This window comes from Kineosporia babensis (genome assembly GCF_021129305.1).
GTDB lineage: Bacteria > Actinomycetota > Actinomycetes > Actinomycetales > Kineosporiaceae > Kineosporia > Kineosporia babensis.
The window spans coordinates 21330-37657 of record NZ_JAJOMB010000021.1 but is presented as its reverse complement, the minus strand read 5'-3'; the positions used below and the strand labels follow the sequence as shown (position 1 = coordinate 37657).

Genomic DNA, 16328 nt, shown 5'->3' with positions numbered 1-16328 from the left:
GTAGACAGTGTCTACTCGAGTCGGCGGGAAGGGCAAGACCTGACTGAGGACGGTGTGTCTGGGTGGGCGTCTCAGCCGAGCTTGGCGGCCACGGCGGTGGCGAACAGGTTCATCTGGGCCTCGTCGGCGGTACCGGTGACGATCGTGGTGATGCCGTCCTCGCCGCGGTGCACCCAGCTGGTGGTGCCCCGGTCGGTGCGGCTGCGGTCGATCCACTCCAGGCCGCCGATGTTCTCGGTGCCGTCTTCCTTGCCGTCGGTGACCTGCCGCGACTCCCAGGCCTTGGTCGGGTTCTCGGCCTGCTGCACGCCGACGTAGGTGCCGCTCGGCGTGGTGTAGGTGAGCTGCCAGGCGGTGATCCCGTCGGTGGTCTTGAGCTGCAGACCGGCGGCGCGGGTGGTCCATTCCGGGGTGAGCACCGGCACCACCGGGGTGAAGCCGAGCTCGTCGCTGGCGCCGGTGGCGGCCGCGTTCGGGTTGATCGCCCGGGCCGGGATCTCGTTCGGCCGCGGGACCAGCAGCAGCAGGACGAGCACGATGCCGACGATCACCGCCATCGAGATCAGCATGTCCTTCGGGCGGGTGCTGAGCGACTTGCGGCGGTGCTCCGCGCTGCGGTCCGCGGCCGAGCCGACGACCTGTGCGGCTGGTCCGGCGGGGGTGCTGGGCGTCTCGGTCACCTCCCTATGGTTGCGCCTGGGGTGGGTAAATGCGTAACCGGGTGGCCTGCGGCCCGGCGCCGCCGGTGGATGGCTACGCTTGATCACGCTCTGGACAGGCATCGCGAGGAGGCGGCGTGGACGAGGTACTGGTCATCGGTGAGGCCCTGGTCGACATCGTCTCGGCGCCCGGGCGGGTGCCCGTGGAGCATCCGGGCGGCAGCCCGGCCAACGTGGCGCTCGGCCTTTCCCGGCTGGGAGTGGGTACCCGCCTGCTGACCAGGATCGGTGACGACGAGCGGGGCGCCTCGATCGTCGGGCACCTGCGCGGCTCCGGAGTGGAACTGGCCGAGGGATCGATCACCGCGGCGGCCACGTCCACGGCCACGGCGCACCTGGATGACGCCGGCGTGGCCACATATGACTTCGCCCTGGAGTGGTCGCTCCCCGATGACATCGGTGTCATTTCGGCGCGAGCGGTGCACACCGGGTCGATCGCGGCCACTCTGACGCCGGGCGGCGAGGACGTGCTGCGCCTGGTCGAGGAGAACGCCGGCCGGGTGGTGATCTCGTACGACCCGAACGCCCGGCCTGCGCTGATGGGGGATCGCAGCACGGCGCTGGAGCGGATCGAGCGCATCGTGCGGGCCTCGGACGTGGTCAAGGTCAGCGACGAGGACCTGGCCTGGCTCACCCCGGGGGTGGATCCGCTGCAGGTGATCGAGGCCTGGCGGGCCAGTGGCCCGGCGCTGGTGGTGCTGACCCGCGGGGGTGAGGGCGCGGTCGGAGTGCTGGCCTCGGGCGTGGTCGAGGTGCCGGCGCCGAAGATCGCGGTGGCCGACACGGTAGGCGCGGGGGATGCGCTGATGGCCGGGCTGCTGCACGCGCTCGATCAGGCCGGGCTGCTCACGCCTGCGGCCATCGGCTCGTTGCGGGACAAGTCGCCGGCCGACCTGGCCCCGATGCTGACCCACGCCGTGCGGGTGGCGGCCTACACCTGCACCCAGGCCGGGGCCCAGCCGCCTACCCGCGCCGAGATCGACGCCTGGCAGCCCTGATCCGCTTCAGGTGGTGGGCTCGGCGAGGCGGGCGTCCAGCTTGGCCTGGGCGCCGGCCAGCCAGGTCTCGCAGCGCCGGGCCAGCGCCTCACCGCGCTCCCACAACGCCAGGGACTCCTCCAGCGTCTCGGCGCCGCTCTCCAGCCGCCGCACCACGCTGACCAGTTCGTCGCGGGCCTCTTCGTAGGACAGCTTGGCCAGCTCGGCATCCAGCGCGGCAGCGTCGGCGGACGCGGCCTCGACCGGGTCGTCCCCGGTCTTCGTCGGCTCGGTCTTCTTCTGGCGGGGCGCAGTCACCTCGCGAGCCTACGGCCTACCCGAGCCAGCCACCTCGTCTGTCGTTATTCGCCCTGAACGCTCGTGACCTGCGCAGCGATCTCGCCCTCGTGTACCCGCACCCGCAGCGCTTCTCCGCCCGAAACCTCGCTGGCAGCGCGCACCACGCGCCCGTCCGCCCGCTGCACCACCGCGTACCCCCGCTCCATCGTCGCCAGGGGAGACAACGCCCGCACCCGTTGCCGCAGATGCCCTACGTCCTGCCGGGCGTGCGACAGGCGATTGCTCAGCGCCCGGGCAGCTCGTTCCCGCTGCACCGACACCAGATCGGACTGGGCGGTCAGCAGGCGGTGCGGGTCAGCCAGAACCGGCCGGGAGCGCAAAGCCGCGATCGACTCGGCTTCCCGTGCCACCCGCGTCCTCAATGCCTGAAGTGCCCGCCGCCGCTGCTGAGCGACCCCCTCCAGCTCCGCAGCCATGTCCGGCACGATCCGCTTCCCTGCGTCGGTCGGGGTGGACGCCGCCCAGTCCGCCACCAGGTCCAGCAACGGCTTGTCCACCTCGTGCCCGATCGCGCTCACGATCGGCGTGCGGCAGGCCGAGACCACCCGGAGCAGTCCCTCGTTGCTGAACGGCAGCAGGTCTTCGACCGAGCCTCCGCCCCGGGCGACGACGATGACGTCCACCTGTTCGTCGGCGTCCAGCGAGCGCAACGCACCCACCACGTCCTCAACCGCCTTGGGCCCTTGCACCGCCACCGGGCGGATGTCGAAGCGGACGGCGGGCCAGCGTCGCCGCGCGTTCTCCACCACATCCCGCTCCGCCGCCGAGGCCCGCCCGCAGACCAGCCCCACCACCTGAGGCAGGAACGGCAGGGGACGCTTGCGCTCGGCCGCGAACAGGCCCTCGGCGGTCAGCAACCGGCGCAGATGTTCCAGCTGGGCGAGCAGCTCGCCTACCCCGACCGGGCGGATCTGGTCGGCGAAAAGGCTCAGCGATCCCCGGCGCGGGAAGAGCTGGGCGCGGGCGTGCATGACCACCCGGGAGCCGTCCTGCAGCGGGGTAGGCAGCGCGTCCAGCACCCGCACGTGCGTGCTCACGTTGAACGACAGGTCCACATCCGGATCACGCAGCGTGAGATAGCAGGTGGTCTGTCCCGGTCTGCGCGTGAGCTGCACCACCTGACCCTCCACCCACACCCCCGGTGACCTGGCGATGTAGTCGGTGAGCTTGGCCGACAGCAGGCGCACCGGCCAGGGCTGTTCCGCAGTGGTCTCACTCGCCGTGGCCGGGATCTTCCGGGGCGTATTGCTCACCACGTCACGCTAGCCGACCGCAATGCCCGCAGAATGCGCACTTACCATGGAGTCGTGACCGCATCGAGCATTGCCTCCACGGCCCCCACCTCCTCCGTCAGCAGCGAAGGCACGAAGCGGGTGCTGCTGGCCTCCCCGCGCGGGTACTGCGCCGGGGTGGACCGCGCGGTGCTTGCGGTGGAGAAGGCGCTGGAGGTGCACGGCGCCCCGGTCTACGTGCGCAAGGAGATCGTGCACAACCGGCACGTCGTCACCTCGCTCGAGGCCCGCGGCGCGATCTTCGTGAACGAGACGGACGACGTGCCCGAGGGCGCCATCGTGGTCTTCTCCGCGCACGGCGTGTCGCCGGCCGTCGTCGCCGCGGCCGACCGCCGTCAGTTGAAGACCATCGACGCCACCTGCCCGCTGGTCACCAAGGTGCACAAGGAAGCGGTGCGCTTCGCCAGCAGTGACTACGACATCCTGCTGATCGGTCACACCGGTCACGAGGAGGTCGAGGGCACCGCGGGTGAGGCGCCCGAGCACATCCAGATCGTCAACAGCCCCGACGACGTCGAGAACGTCGTGGTCCGCGACCCGGACAAGGTGGTCTGGATCTCGCAGACCACGCTGTCGGTGGACGAGACGATGGAGACGGTGCGCCGGCTGCGGGAGAAGTTCCCCACGCTGCAGAACCCGCCGAGCGACGACATCTGCTACGCCACCCAGAACCGGCAGGTCGCGGTCAAGAAGATCGCCCCACAGGCGGACCTGGTGATCGTGGTCGGCTCGCAGAACTCCTCGAACTCGGTGCGCCTGGTCGAGGTCGCCCTGGAGTACGGCGCCAAGGCCTCGCACCGGATCGACTTCGCGGCCGAGATCGACGAGGCCTGGCTGGAGGGCGTCACCACGGTCGGCGTCACCTCGGGTGCCTCGGTGCCGGAGATCCTGGTGCAGGACGTCCTGGCCTGGCTGGCCGAGCGCGGCTACGGCGACACCGAAGAGGTGGTCACGGCCAAGGAGGACCTGCTGTTCTCGCTGCCGAAGGAGATCCGCCGGGACATGAAGGCGGCCGAGGCCAAGAAGGCCGCCCAGCAGGACTGAGTCCGCTCCTTCCAGACGCGTCGGCCCGCTCCGGAAGGAGCGGGCCGATCCTGTTCTGGCCCTCTTCGCCCGGGCGTGTTCTGATGGGCAGGTCCCGCCCGGCGTCGTTCGACGAAGAGGTTGATCGCAGATGGCAGGCAACAGAGGCGTTGCTTACATGGGTCCCGGCAAGGTCGAGGTCCAGGAAACCGACTACCCGAAACTGGAACTGCAGGACGGCCCGGGGGTCCACCCGGACAACATCGGCCGAAAATGCAACCACGGCGTCATTCTCAAGGTCGCCACCACCAACATCTGCGGCAGCGACCAGCACATGGTCCGCGGCCGCACCACCGCCCCGCAGCACCTCGTGCTCGGTCACGAGATCCTCGGTGAGGTCGTCGAGGTGGGCTCCGACGTGGAGTTCATCAAGGTCGGTGACCTGTGCTCGGTGCCGTTCAACATCGCCTGCGGGCGCTGCCGCAACTGCAAAGAGGGCAAGACCGGGATCTGCCTGACGGTGAACCCGGCCCGTCCGGGCGCGGCCTACGGGTACGTGGACATGGGCGGCTGGGTCGGCGGCCAGGCCGAGTACGTGATGGTGCCCTACGCCGATTTCAACCTGCTGCGATTCCCCGACAAGGACAAGGCCCTGAGCAAGCTCACGGACCTGACCATGCTCTCGGACATCTTCCCCACCGGCTATCACGGCGCGGTCTCCGCGGGCGTGAAACCGGGCTCCACGGTCTACATCGCAGGTGCCGGTCCGGTCGGGCTGGCGGCTGCCGCCGGGGCCCAGCTGCTCGGCGCCGCGGTGGTCATCGTGGCCGACCTGGTGCCGGAAAGGCTCGCGCAGGCCCGGAGTTTCGGCTGCGAGACGGTGGACGTGTCCAAGGGCGACCCGAAGGACCAGATCCTGCAGATCCTCGGCGTGCCCGAGGTGGACTGCGGGGTGGACGCGGTCGGCTTCGAGGCCCGGGGCCACGGTGAAGGCGCAGCTCAGGAAGCTCCCGCCACGGTGCTGAACTCGCTGATGGAGATCACTGCCGCGGGTGGCGCGCTGGGTATCCCCGGGCTCTACGTCACCGGTGACCCGGGTGGTATCGACGAGGCCGCGAAAGTCGGATCGCTGTCACTGTCGCTGGGAACCGGCTGGGCGAAGTCGCTTTCGTTCGTCACCGGCCAGTGCCCGGTGATGAAGTACAACTACGGCCTGATGCAGGCGATCCTGAACGACAAGGTGCAGATCGCCAAGGCCGTGAACGCCACGGTGATCTCGCTCGACGAGGCTCCGCAGGGGTATGCGGACTTCGACCAGGGTGCGGCGAAGAAGTTCGTGATCGACCCGCACGGCATGGTCGCGGCCTGATGCATGGCTCCCGGGGTGGTCACCTTTGGTTGAGGTGGTCACCCCGGGCGTCTTTTGTTTGAACGTTTGTGGGCGCGTGAGGTTCTCGGCCCACCTTGGGTTCCGGCTGGGTTGCAGATCGGGTGCAGTTGGGTTTGGGTCGGGACCGATCGAACCTGGCGTTCGGACTGGATTTCGCCTGCCGGTCAGCCGAGTTCGGTGGCCAGCCAGCGGTTGCGTTCCTCCAGTAGTTTCGTCATGTAGCGCCGCAGGAACAGCCGGTCGACCAACGCCCCGATCGGACCGGCCGGCGAGGCGAAGTCGACCACGTCCACCATGCGGGTTCCGGCGCCGCTCGCTTCGAACCGGTGCTCATGGCGCCAGAGCGCGAACGGCCCGCGCACCTGCTCGTCGACGAACCGGCGGGGCTCCTCGTGAGCGGTGATCTTCGACGTCATCCGGAACGGGATGCCGAAGTGCCGTGCCTGCCAGGTGACCGTTTCACCGAGCTTCATCTCGCCGGACCTGACCCCTCCGACGATCTTCTCGCCCGAGCCCTGCATGGACGAGGTGTGAGCGTCCACGGAAAGGCTGAGACGGAAGCAGGCTTCGACGGGCGCGGCGATGTGGGTCTCCAGCCGGAAGGAGACGATGCGGTTGCGGATCATGGCGGTTCACCAGCTCTCGGTCGGGCCGGTCGGATGGGATCGGCCGGGGACGGAAACGGACGGGCCGTGACGGACTGAGTCAGGCCGGTCGAGGCCGGTCGAGGCCGGTTCAGGTCGGGGCGGGTTGCTGACTCCTCCGTTCCGGGTCCTGCGGTGGTGGGTCTTGGGTCGTCTTTGAGTCGTGCCTTCCTTCGGGAGTCTCGGCCGGTGCTGCTCAGGCGGCCGTCGGCGTGATGGGTTGCCGGGTTGCCGGGTTGCCGGTGGTTCGGGTGCTTCCAGTTCGGTTACCGGGACGGCTGTCGAGTCAGAGTGCCGCGTGGAGCGGGAAGGCTTGGTCTATACCGTCTTCCGGGCTGAAGCGAGTCGCCGTCTGCTGGCCGGTGCACTGGCAGGGCCGCCCCTTCCTCAAACGCTCTGGCCGGGTGGTTCAACGGCCGGACCAATGGCCGGGGTCAGAGCGCTCTGATCGGCCGGGGTTGTTCAGGCCCTCGGGTGCTCGGCCGACCGGTTCGTGCTCGGTGTGGTCGGTGCCTGGTTCTCGGCTGGGCTGGTGGTTCTCCAGGTCCAGGCTCAGGTGTGCCGGGGCGGGGTGCGGCGGGCCGGCGATGAGCTCGTCGGCGGTGAGCGGGCGTGGGCTGGATTCGAGCGGGGTGAGGCTGGGCAGGTCGGTGTCGACCAGGTCGAGGTCCTGCATCTTGCGGGCGGTGACCAGGACCCGGCGTTCCAGGGTGCCGACCAGCGCGTTGTAGTCCTCGACGACGCGGTGCAGGTCGCGGCCGAGTTTGCCGGCGTGCTCGCCGAGGCCGGACAGGCGGCGGTAGAGCTCGGTCCCGATCTCGAGCAGGTGCCGGGCGTTGCCGCTGACTGCCTCGGACTGCCAGGTGAGGGCCACGGTGCGGAGCAGGGCGAGCAGGGTGGTGGGGGTGGCCAGGACGACCCGGCGGGCCATCGCGTGCTCGAGCAGGCTGGGGTCGGCGGTGCAGGCGGCGGCCAGGAAGGCCTCGCCCGGCACGAAGCAGATCACCAGTTGCGGGGTGGGCTGGAAGGCGGTCCAGTACTCCTTGGCGGCCAGGGTGTCCACGTGCGCCCGCAGGGCCTTGGCGTGCGCCCCTGCGGCGGCCGACAGTGCGGCCTCACCCTTTTCGCTGGCTTCGAGGAAGGCAGCGAGCGGGGCCTTCGCGTCGACCACGACGTACTTGCCGCCGGGAAGGTGGACCACCAGGTCGGGCCGCACGTTGTTGCCGTCGGGGGTGGTGCCGGAGGCCTGGGTGAAGAAGTCGACCCGGGGCAGCATGCCGGCGTGCTCGACCACCCGGCGCAGCTGGACCTCGCCCCAGGCACCGCGCGAGGTGGGTGAACGCAGGGCACTGGCCAGGGCCGCGGTCTGGGCGCGCAGCGATTCGCCGGAGGCGTGCACGGCGCTGAGGTGCTCGTCGAGCCGGGAGAACTGCTCGACCCGGTCCCGCTCCAGGGTCTGGACCTGTTTCTCCACCCGCTGCAGGGTGGTCGCCAGCGGGGACAAGGTGGCGACCAGTTCGTGATCCTGCCCGGCGGCCGCCTCCAGATCGGTGATCCGCTCACGCAGCAGGTCGCGCTCGGTCTCCAGCGCGGCCTGCCGGGCCCGCAGCAGCGGCGGGAACGCGGCGTAGGCCGCCGCCGCAGCCAGTGCCAGACCCATGATCAGGCCGAGCAGGAAGCCCACCGATGTCGTCATGCGGCCACGATGCCAGGCCGCACCGACAGTCTTGTCCCCGGACCGTCCGACAACCCGGCCGGCGCCTCGTGGACGCTTCCTGCCGCGGTGCCCACAAACGTTTCGTCCTTATGCAGTTGCTCTTGATCCCGGAACCGCCGGCCGGGCGCCCGAGGCGACCCGGACGTCCGCAATTCAGAACTGTCGGCGCTGGCCAGTAACCTGGACGCGTGGCACTCACCATCGGCATCGTCGGTCTCCCGAACGTCGGCAAGTCGACGCTCTTCAACGCCCTCACCAAGGCGGAGGTGCTCGCGGCGAACTACCCGTTCGCCACGATCGAGCCCAACGTCGGGGTGGTTCCGCTGCCCGACGAGCGGCTCGGCCAGCTGGCCGGGGTGTTCGGCAGCGAGAAGCAGATCCCGGCGACGGTCTCCTTCGTCGACATCGCGGGCATCGTCAAGGGCGCCAGCGAGGGTGAGGGCCTGGGCAACAAGTTCCTCGCCAACATCCGTGAGGCCGACGCGATCTGCCAGGTGGTCCGCGCCTTCGTGGACGACGACGTGATTCACGTCGCCGGCCGGGTCGACCCGGCCGACGACATCGAGGTGATCCACACCGAGCTGATGCTGGCCGACCTCCAGACCCTGGAGAAGGCCATCCCGCGGCTGGAGAAAGAGGTCAAGGGCAAGAAGGCCGACAAGGCCGTGCTCGACGCCGCGGTCGCCGCCCAGAAGCTGCTGGAGGACGGCACCACGCTGGCCAAGGGCGCCGCGAAGGCCGGCATCGAGATGGAGCACCTGCGCGAGCTCAGCCTGATGACCAGCAAGCCCTTCATCTACGTGTTCAACGTGGACGAGGACGGCCTGTCCGACGAGACGCTGCAGGCCAAGATGCGCGACCTGGTCGCCCCCGCCGACGCGATCTTCCTCAACGCCAAGCTGGAGTCCGAGCTGATCGAGCTGGACGCCGAGGAGGCCGCCGAGCTGCTGGCCAGCGTCGGGCAGACCGAGTCCGGCATGGACCAGCTGGCCAAGGTCGGCTTCCACACCCTCGGCCTGCAGACCTACCTCACAGCCGGCCCGAAGGAGTCCCGCGCCTGGACGATCCACCAGGGCTGGACCGCCCCGCAGGCCGCCGGCGTGATCCACACCGACTTCCAGCGCGGCTTCATCAAGGCCGAGATCGTCAGCTTCGCCGACCTGCTCGAGGCCGGCTCGATGGCCGAGGCCAAGGCCAAGGGCCGGGTCCGGATGGAAGGTAAGGACTACGTCATGCAGGACGGCGACGTGGTCGAGTTCCGGTTCAATGTGTAGCTGAGTTCCGGTTCGTCACCTGGTGCCTGGTTCGCTACTTGCGGCCGGGCACCAGTTCGTTGAGGTCCAGCTGGATCCGGAACGGTGTCGTGACCCGCAACTTGTCGCGATGGATGACGGTCGGCGCGTAGGCGAGCGTGGGGGCGTCCAGTTCGATGTGTAGGGATCGCAGGTAGCTCTGCGGCCCATGCCCGAAGTGGGATCCGGCGTCCGATGAAGGGCGGCTTGCTGGGGTAGGCTCGACGACAAGTTAACTTGCTGTCGAGGTTGGCGGGGGCTACCTTGGTGATGCCGATCGTTGCTGTGAGCGCTCGGAAGCACGGGATTGTGGATGAGGACATGCAGCACGCGTTTGCCAACCCGATCCGAATCTACGAGGTGGATGAGGGGCTGCGGATGTTCATCGGCCCTGATCGATCGGCGCGACTGCTGGAGGTCGGGGTGGTCGAGGGAGATATTGCCCCGGTGATCGTGCATGCGATGCCCGCTCGGCCGAAGTTCTTGAGGTGATGCAGATGCCACGGACCGTACAAGAGATCCTTGACCATGCCGACGAGCTGGCCGCTCGCTTCGAAGCTTTCGAGCCGGCTGAGTCGAACGCGGGCAAAGGCGAACCGCAACTGGAGGCGTTGCGCCAGGCGGTTCTGGCGAGGTCGGACGCTGAGCGTGCTCTTGCTGAACTTGTGTGGCAGGCGCATTCTTCGGGGCACTCATGGCGTTCCATCGGTGACCTGCTGGGCACTTCGGGTGAGGCTGCTCGTCAGCGGTACGGAAAGCGGAGCAGGCGTTCGAACTCGGCTTCGCACCGCTCGTCCTGAGCTTCTGGGGCAACGGCTCAGATGGCTGATCGATGCCGGACTCCGGTCGAGTTCCGGTTCAACGTCTGACGGTGAGTCCTCGTGCCGCGCATGAACAAGTTGAAGAGTGCGCAGGTGAGAGCGCATCTCCAGGTCATTGAAGATCGTCTGTCAGACCTGGGAAGCCTTGTCACGGTGACCCATCGGCCGTTCGGTCCGGCTGATGGGCACATGGTCTCCGCCGTACCGGCCAATCCCCGCAGCCTGGCCTTCTCCTGGATCTGGACGGATGTGGTTGTGTTCGAAGCCGGCCGAGAGGGTGGGCGCTGGGAGTTGGAACCGACCGCTGCGGATCTTCAGTTTCTTGGTGACGTCGTGGCAGCCATGGTGGCCGGCCGCGTGGTGGAGACATTCGCGGCTGGAAGATCGGCTGTTGCCGTAACGCTGGCCAGCGGTGATGTGGTGTGTGAAGTGGGATACGGAGGCGGTTTGGCTTCGGTTGTCCCGCTGCCTGGCTGGCGACGCTGGGGGCACCGTACTCAGTACGAGCCGTACAAGTAGGTGGCCGCACGACTCTGGAATCGTCCTCTGGCCGGTTAGTTTCGGACGGAGCCGGTGGGCAGAACGGCCCAGACGATTATCTTGAGGTCTTCGACGGTGTAGATGACGCGGTGGTCGCCGATCCGCAAGGTGTGGCGGTCCGGGTCTGACGCCAGTGGGATCGGGCGGGGAGCAGGCGGCGTGGGGGAGAGGCCGCGCGGGTCGCGTTCCAGGGCGAGCAGCGTTTTCAGGATTCGCAGGGCGACTGGGCGGGGGGCGGCGCTGATCTCGTCGCGGGCTGCGGGTGCGATCAGCGTGCGGTAGTCATCGGGCACGGGAGGCTGTTTCGCTGAGTACGTCCTCGAGCGGAACGGCGCGGTCGGACGACTGGGCCTTGGTGCGCTCGTCGACGATGCGGCTGATCTCGCGCTCCTCGAGTTCGAGGTAGTGCTTCAGCACGTCGAGCGGGACCACCGCGGCCACCGGCTTGTTGCGGCGCAGGATCACGGTCGGCTGGTCGCGCTCGGCCTTGTCGACCACGTCGGCCAGGTGCGCGCGGGCTTCGCGGACGGAGATGCGGGGCACATCAATCATGTACAAAAGGTACCAAGCGACCCATGTGTACACGTTGCGGAACCTTCTTTGCCCGCTGGGAAGAGTCTTGGGGGACGTCGGGCGCAGGTCTGGCGTCTTGGTGCCGGTTGGGTGCCGTGCCGGTTAAGGGGCCCGACAACGGGTTGGGGCGAGCGGCGGGGCACAGGAGTGCTGGGGTGGGGGAGCAACTACTGTCTGGGTGATGGATCCCCGGTTGAGCTTTCTGTCGCTGATAGTCCGGGACGTCGTCAAGAGCCGGGCGTTCTACGTCGAGCAGCTGGGCTGGCCGGTCGAGCTGGAGGTGCCGGACGAGGTGGTGATGATCCGGGTCGGCGAGAAGCTGGTGCTGTCGTTGTGGCAGGAGAGCGCCGCCGTGCAGGAGATCGGGCCGATCGCGCGAGGTGAGGGGGCACTGCCGTTCACGTTGGCGCACAACGTGGCCTCGCCGGCCGAGGTGGATCAGGTGATTGCCGAGGCCAAGGCAGCTGGGGGCACTGTGGTCGTGGAGCCGGCCTCGCGGGAATGGGGCGGCTACAGCGGGTATTTCGCCGACCCGGACGGTTTCCGCTGGGAGGTCGCCTACAACCCGGGTGAGATCGGGGCGTCCGTTCTCTGACGTTATTTCGCTGGCCGGTCGCTGAGGCGGGCAGTAGCGTCCGGGGGATGAACCCGACCGTGACTCTCTGGCGGCCGACCGGCCCGGAGGAGTTGGCCCTTGTTCGACCCGGATGAAGGCAAGGCGGCCGACGGCACGATCGTGACCGGGGTAGCTCGTTCGCGCGTGCCGTCGGCGTTTGAGCCGGTCCTGCAGGCGGCGGTCCAGCAGGCCAATGGACGCTCGCTGTACCTGTACGGCTCCGTGGCCACCGGGCATGCCCGGCAAGGAGTTTCAGACCTGGATCTGTTGTCTGTCGGAGCTTCGGGCCGGACTGCTGGGCCAGAGTTGTCGCGGCAGTTCGCGGGGCTCGTCCGTGGCGTGGAGATCAGTGCGTTGACGGCGCAGGATCTGGTGGGGGACAGCGACGAGTCGTACGGCAACCGGGTCTTCTTGCGGCATTACTGCGTGCTCTTGGTAGGTCCGGATATGGCTGCGGGCCAGGCGTTTCCGGCTGACGTCAGGGCGGCCCGGGGCTTCAACGGGGATATTGCCCAGCATGTTGAAGTGTGGCGTGGAGCCCTTCAGGCCGGTGAAACCCAAGGCCTGGCTCGGAGGATCGCGCGGAAGACCTTGCTGGCGTTGTCTGGGCTGGTCAGTGTGCACGACGAGATCTGGACCACCGATCGCCGGACCGCGGCGGCGCGCTGGAGCAAGGTGCGGCCGGAACTGGCTGCCGGGCTGGAGGAACTGAGCCTCTGGAGCGAGCAGCCGATCGACTGTTCCGGGCTCGAGATCCAGACGATGATGGACGATGTCGTGTCGCCGATCGTGCGGGACTTCCGGTCCGCGGTGGGCCTGTGGAACTGAGAAGAACCCAGCAACTACGAAAGGACAGCCGTGCCGGCCGAGGCCACTCCACCCGTCCGTCTGCATCTTGTTCGTCATGGTCAGCAGGTTCGTGAAGGTCAGGACGGACCGCTCACCCCGTTGGGTCAGGAGCAGGCCGCTGCCACCGGGAGAGCGCTCGCGCTGACCGAGGCAGACCGGCTGGTGTCGAGCACCCGGCAGCGGGCGGTGGCTACGGCCCGGGCGTTCGGGCGTGAGCCGGAGCAGGTGGCGGATCTGGACGAGATTCGCTTCGGCGAGAGCTGGACCTGGGCCGATGCCGACGAGCGCGAGGATCTGCTGCTGTGGCGACCCGAGCACCGGACGCCTGGGGGCGAGTCGCTGGGAGAGTTTCAGGAACGCGTTCAACGGGCTTTGAACGGTCTGATGGATCAGCCGCCGCGAGGCCGGCTGATCGTGGTGGTCCACGCCGGGGTGATCGACGCGGCGTTGCGCTGGGTGTACGGGCTCGGGCCGGATGCCGACTGGACCACCGAGACCTCCGCCTGTCACGCGTCCATCACCGAAGTGCACCACTGGCCGCGCGGGCGCGGCCCGAAAGAGGCGCCGCGCCACTCGTTCCTGATCCGGCTGGGCGACGTGCGGCACTTCCCGCCGGAGCTGGTCAGCGGCGAGTGAGAGCGGAAACCGGCCCGGCCAGGCAACTTCAGGGGAAGCCCGGCCGGACCGGCGGCTGGAGAACCGCAGCTCAGCCCGCTGCGCGATAGGCCTTGCCCGGCTCGGTGAGGGCACCCCCGGGGCGGTACAGGCCGGTCTCGTCCTGGCCGTTCTTGGAGGTCGGGAAGGCGAACCAGGAGTAGCGCTCGACGTAGTCCAGCTCCTCGAGCATCTTGGTGGACAGCCGCACGAACTCGGCCTGGTCGGCGGGGGAGGCGAACTTGGGCCCGCCGCCGAAGTTCATCAGCGAGTACTCGGTCAGCCAGATCGGCTTGCCGTACTTGGCGTGGGTGGCCTCGACATACGTCTTCAGGTGCTGGGTGGCGTTCTTCGGGTTGAAGTCCGAGCCGTACCAGTGCAGCGTGATGAAGTCGACGCGGTAGTTCTTGTCCTCGGCGCCCTGCATGAACTTCTCCAGCCACTGCCCGTCCTGGTCGGCGCCCCAGGCCACGGCCGGGCTGCCCAGCCGCAGACCGGTGCCCTCGAGCTGGGGCCACAGCTCCAGCGCCCGCTCGACGCTCAGGTTGGACTGCTCGGCCAGGTCGGGCTCGTTGAAGCCGAGCAGGGTATTGCCGTGCTTCTTGGCGGTGGCCAGGGTGCTGGCGTTGACCGCGTCCGCACCCCAGATCATCGGCACGAAGTCCACGCCGGCCGGGGCCTTGACGTCTTGCGGGTCGGGCGCCCAGTTGTAGAACCAGCTCACCCCGGAGTCCTTGAGCGAGGCGGTCATGCCGTCCTGGTTCCAGGTGGCGGCGCCCTTCTTGACCGAGCCGACCGAGCCGAACGCGTCCGGCCCAGCGGGCTGGGCAGAGGGCGTGGCCGGCTTCTGCTTCGGCGTGGTGGTGCGCGCCTTCTTGGCCTGAGCGGTGAGCTTCTTCTTGGCCCGGGCCACCCGTTCGGCCAGTTTTTTGGCCTCGGCCGTGGCTCGTGCCGAAGAAGCCAGAGGCTGAGAAGCGGAAGGTTGCGAAGGCTGGGCGCTCGCAGTGGCCTGCGGTATCTGTGCGCTGATCAGATTGGCACCGGCAGCCCCGGCCGAGGGGCTCTGGCTGCGTAGTCCGAGGTAGCCGAGCCCACCGCCGATCAGGGCGAGGGCGGCCAGCAGTCCGACGAGGCGTTTGTTCCGGCGGGTCACGGTTGCCGAGCCTAGGAGCGCCCGCGCTAAGCCCGATGAGCCGAAAGGCCTAACGCTGCGCTAAAGCAGGTGCGACTGTCTGGGCCCGCCGAACCGTGCTCGGCAAGCGGATCGGGTAATTCCGGCCCGTCGGTTCGGCCGGAATTACCCGATCGTGCAAAATGTGCTCAGTGCGCCGAGTATCCGCCGTCGACCAGGTGATAGCTGCCCGTGATGAAGCTGGCTGCGTCCGAGGCCAGGAAGGCGACCAGCGCGGCCACCTCTTCCGGCCGGCCCAGGCGGCGCAGGGCGTGCTCGCCGGCCAGGTGCTCCTGGACCGAGACCTCCATCTTGGCCTCGAGCAGCGGAGTGCGGATGAAGCCAGGGCCCACCGCGTTCACCCGCACGCTCTGCGGCGAGTACTCCAGCGCGGCGTTCTTGGTCAGGCCCAGCAGGGCGTGCTTGCTGGTCACGTAGGCCGAGCTGCCGGGGATCCCGACCGAGCCGAGCACCGAGGCCATGTTGACGACCGAGCCGCCACCGTTCGCCGCCATCGCCGGGATCTGCGCCTGCAGCGCGTGGAACACCCCGTTCAGGTTGATGTCGAGAACCCGCTTCCAGGCGTCCAGCGGGTACTCGGCGACCGGGGTGGCCGGGCCGCCGATGCCGGCGTTGTTCACCGAGATCTTCAGCGGGGCCAGCGCCTGCGCGGCCTCGACCAGGGCGATGTTCACGTCTCGGTCGCCGATGTCACCGACGACCGCCTTGGCGACGCCCCCGGCGGCCTCGATCTCCTTCACGGTCCGGTCGGCGTCCTCGGCGTTGATGTCCGAGACGATGACGCTCGCGCCGTTCGCACCCAGCAGCAGGGCAACGGCGCGGCCGATGCCCGCCCCCGCGCCGGTGACGATCGCCGAACGATCCGCTACGTCGTAGGTGGCCATGATGGTTCTCCGTCCTGAGCAGCAGGGACGTCCGGCTCACGGTCGGGAGATCGTTCGCCCCTAGCAAGAGTTGTGTTGACATCAAGATAACCGACAGGTGTCGGGTTCTAATCCGGGAGGGTCTCTAATGGACGCACGGCAGCGCCGGAGCCGCGAGCGGTTGCACCAGGCCGTGCTCCGGCTGGCCGAGGAACGGCCGGTCACTCAGGTCAGCGTGTCCGAGCTGGCCAGGGAGGCGGGGGTGCATCGCTCGACCTTCTACGAGCATGCCAATTCCCCCGACGATCTGCTGCGTCAGGCGTTGCTGGTGGACCTGGACGCGCTGCGCCAGCCGCTGCTGGCCGACACCGGCGCGGACCTGGCCACGGTGGCCAGCGAGGTGACGCAGGGGGTGATGCGGCACATCGAGAGCCGGATCGCGATCTATCGCCGCGACCTGGCCTACAGCTCCGAGGTCGGCCTGCGCTCGATGCTCGGCGCGCACTTCCTGGAGTCCAGCCGGATCCTGCTCGAGCTGGCCCGGGTGCGGATCGAGATGCCGGTGGCCGGGGTGCCCGACGACGCGGCGGCCGACATCGCCGCGCGGCTGATCGCCGACGGCACGGTGGGCGCGATCGCGGGCTGGCTGGAGCACCCGGAGTTGTCGGTCGAGGACTTCCTGAGCGTCTATGTGCAGATGCTCCCGGCTTGGTGGCCGCTCAACACGGCCGCCAAGAGCTGAAAAGCCCACCAACGACGGACGTTCTGCTCACCGCCCGCGGCGAGCAGAACGTCCGTTGGTGGTC

19 protein-coding genes are annotated in these 16328 nt (G+C 68.7%); 10 read left to right on the top strand and 9 right to left on the bottom strand.

All coding sequences use genetic code 11. The annotated features are described in order from the left end of the window. Positions 1-71 precede the first annotated feature (71 nt). Entirely contained in the window at positions 72-680 is a 609-nt protein-coding gene (locus LR394_RS30660) for a DUF4245 domain-containing protein (RefSeq protein ID WP_231448077.1), read from the bottom strand. A 116-nt stretch (positions 681-796) separates the two neighbouring features. Between LR394_RS30660 and LR394_RS30655 the strand changes: the two genes are divergently transcribed. Then, positions 797-1717 (top strand): carbohydrate kinase family protein, encoded by a 921-nt coding sequence (locus LR394_RS30655; RefSeq protein ID WP_231448076.1) that lies wholly within the window; start codon positions 797-799, stop codon positions 1715-1717. Positions 1718-1723: 6 nt separating this feature from the next. Here the strand turns inward: LR394_RS30655 and LR394_RS30650 are convergent, their stop codons facing one another. Together LR394_RS30650 and xseA are read right to left on the bottom strand one after the other, a co-directional pair. Then, a complete protein-coding gene (locus LR394_RS30650; protein ID WP_407937158.1) occupies positions 1724-1930 on the bottom strand; it encodes an exodeoxyribonuclease VII small subunit in 207 nt (68 codons plus the stop codon). Positions 1931-2058: 128 nt separating this feature from the next. Next, a complete protein-coding gene (xseA, locus tag LR394_RS30645) occupies positions 2059-3309 on the bottom strand; it encodes an exodeoxyribonuclease VII large subunit (protein WP_231448074.1) in 1251 nt (416 codons plus the stop codon). A 33-nt stretch (positions 3310-3342) separates the two neighbouring features. On the opposite strand from xseA, the gene LR394_RS30640 reads away from it, so the two are divergent. Further along, a complete protein-coding gene (locus tag LR394_RS30640; RefSeq protein WP_269330043.1) occupies positions 3343-4392 on the top strand; it encodes a 4-hydroxy-3-methylbut-2-enyl diphosphate reductase in 1050 nt (349 codons plus the stop codon). Positions 4393-4522: 130 nt separating this feature from the next. Then, positions 4523-5740 carry a formaldehyde dehydrogenase, glutathione-independent gene (gene fdhA, locus LR394_RS30635; RefSeq protein WP_231448072.1) on the top strand — a complete coding sequence of 406 codons (1218 nt, stop codon included), beginning with the start codon at positions 4523-4525 and terminating at the stop codon, positions 5738-5740. A gap of 185 nt (positions 5741-5925) precedes the next feature. Here the strand turns inward: fdhA and LR394_RS30630 are convergent, their stop codons facing one another. After that, the gene (locus LR394_RS30630; protein WP_231448071.1) at positions 5926-6387 is read right to left on the bottom strand and encodes an SRPBCC family protein; all 462 of its coding nucleotides are present in this window, start codon (positions 6385-6387) and stop codon (positions 5926-5928) included. Positions 6388-6814: 427 nt separating this feature from the next. Continuing rightward, a complete protein-coding gene (locus LR394_RS30625) occupies positions 6815-8101 on the bottom strand; it encodes a DNA recombination protein RmuC (protein WP_231448070.1) in 1287 nt (428 codons plus the stop codon). A 209-nt stretch (positions 8102-8310) separates the two neighbouring features. Between LR394_RS30625 and ychF the strand changes: the two genes are divergently transcribed. From ychF to LR394_RS30610, 3 genes are all read left to right on the top strand, one after another. Beyond that, the gene (gene ychF, locus LR394_RS30620; RefSeq protein WP_231448069.1) at positions 8311-9396 is read left to right on the top strand and encodes a redox-regulated ATPase YchF; all 1086 of its coding nucleotides are present in this window, start codon (positions 8311-8313) and stop codon (positions 9394-9396) included. A 327-nt stretch (positions 9397-9723) separates the two neighbouring features. Next, positions 9724-9906: a hypothetical protein gene (locus LR394_RS30615; protein WP_231448068.1), complete on the top strand. Its 183-nt coding sequence runs from the start codon at positions 9724-9726 to the stop codon at positions 9904-9906. A 398-nt stretch (positions 9907-10304) separates the two neighbouring features. Further along, the gene (locus LR394_RS30610; protein ID WP_231448067.1) at positions 10305-10754 is read left to right on the top strand and encodes a hypothetical protein; all 450 of its coding nucleotides are present in this window, start codon (positions 10305-10307) and stop codon (positions 10752-10754) included. 35 nt (positions 10755-10789) lie between these two features. On the opposite strand, the gene LR394_RS30605 is transcribed toward LR394_RS30610, so the two are convergent. Together LR394_RS30605 and LR394_RS30600 are read right to left on the bottom strand one after the other, a co-directional pair. After that, entirely contained in the window at positions 10790-11068 is a 279-nt protein-coding gene (locus LR394_RS30605) for a type II toxin-antitoxin system RelE family toxin (RefSeq protein WP_231448066.1), read from the bottom strand. Next, positions 11058-11327, bottom strand: a complete 270-nt coding sequence (locus LR394_RS30600) for a type II toxin-antitoxin system Phd/YefM family antitoxin (RefSeq protein ID WP_231448065.1) — start codon at positions 11325-11327, stop codon at positions 11058-11060. Before LR394_RS30600 ends, LR394_RS30605 begins: the two co-directional genes overlap by 11 nt. 202 nt (positions 11328-11529) lie before the next feature. Between LR394_RS30600 and LR394_RS30595 the strand changes: the two genes are divergently transcribed. The 3 genes from LR394_RS30595 (at position 11530) to LR394_RS30585 (ending at position 13449) form a co-directional block, all read left to right on the top strand. After that, positions 11530-11943, top strand: coding sequence for a VOC family protein (locus LR394_RS30595; protein WP_231448064.1), 414 nt, complete (start codon positions 11530-11532; stop codon positions 11941-11943). 99 nt (positions 11944-12042) lie between these two features. Continuing rightward, complete coding sequence (locus tag LR394_RS30590; RefSeq protein WP_231448063.1) at positions 12043-12792, top strand: nucleotidyltransferase domain-containing protein; 750 nt, start codon at positions 12043-12045, stop codon at positions 12790-12792. Positions 12793-12822: 30 nt separating this feature from the next. After that, the gene (locus tag LR394_RS30585) at positions 12823-13449 is read left to right on the top strand and encodes a histidine phosphatase family protein (protein ID WP_231448062.1); all 627 of its coding nucleotides are present in this window, start codon (positions 12823-12825) and stop codon (positions 13447-13449) included. A 70-nt stretch (positions 13450-13519) separates the two neighbouring features. Here LR394_RS30585 and LR394_RS30580 read toward each other — a convergent pair whose 3' ends face one another. Together LR394_RS30580 and LR394_RS30575 are read right to left on the bottom strand one after the other, a co-directional pair. Continuing rightward, positions 13520-14620: a glycoside hydrolase family protein gene (locus tag LR394_RS30580; protein ID WP_231448061.1), complete on the bottom strand. Its 1101-nt coding sequence runs from the start codon at positions 14618-14620 to the stop codon at positions 13520-13522. A 167-nt stretch (positions 14621-14787) separates the two neighbouring features. After that, on the bottom strand, positions 14788-15543 hold the full coding sequence (locus LR394_RS30575) for an SDR family NAD(P)-dependent oxidoreductase (protein WP_231448060.1): 756 nt from the start codon (positions 15541-15543) through the stop codon (positions 14788-14790). 127 nt (positions 15544-15670) lie between these two features. Between LR394_RS30575 and LR394_RS30570 the strand changes: the two genes are divergently transcribed. Continuing rightward, positions 15671-16264: a TetR/AcrR family transcriptional regulator gene (locus LR394_RS30570; RefSeq protein WP_231448059.1), complete on the top strand. Its 594-nt coding sequence runs from the start codon at positions 15671-15673 to the stop codon at positions 16262-16264. Positions 16265-16328: the final 64 nt, after the last annotated feature.

Excerpts from the sequence above, each read along its gene's own strand:
- LR394_RS30640 (WP_269330043.1), top strand. The coding sequence starts at position 3,343 with ATGCGCACTTACCATGGAGTCGTGACCGCATCGAGCATTGCCTCCACG.
- fdhA (WP_231448072.1), top strand. The coding sequence starts at position 4,523 with ATGGCAGGCAACAGAGGCGTTGCTTACATGGGTCCCGGCAAGGTCGAG.
- LR394_RS30570 (WP_231448059.1), top strand. The coding sequence starts at position 15,671 with ATGGACGCACGGCAGCGCCGGAGCCGCGAGCGGTTGCACCAGGCCGTG.
- LR394_RS30630 (WP_231448071.1), bottom strand. The coding sequence starts at position 6,387 with ATGATCCGCAACCGCATCGTCTCCTTCCGGCTGGAGACCCACATCGCC.
- LR394_RS30595 (WP_231448064.1), top strand. The coding sequence starts at position 11,530 with ATGGATCCCCGGTTGAGCTTTCTGTCGCTGATAGTCCGGGACGTCGTC.
- LR394_RS30575 (WP_231448060.1), bottom strand. The coding sequence starts at position 15,543 with ATGGCCACCTACGACGTAGCGGATCGTTCGGCGATCGTCACCGGCGCG.
- LR394_RS30610 (WP_231448067.1), top strand. The coding sequence starts at position 10,305 with ATGAACAAGTTGAAGAGTGCGCAGGTGAGAGCGCATCTCCAGGTCATT.
- LR394_RS30600 (WP_231448065.1), bottom strand. The coding sequence starts at position 11,327 with ATGATTGATGTGCCCCGCATCTCCGTCCGCGAAGCCCGCGCGCACCTG.
- LR394_RS30625 (WP_231448070.1), bottom strand. The coding sequence starts at position 8,101 with ATGACGACATCGGTGGGCTTCCTGCTCGGCCTGATCATGGGTCTGGCA.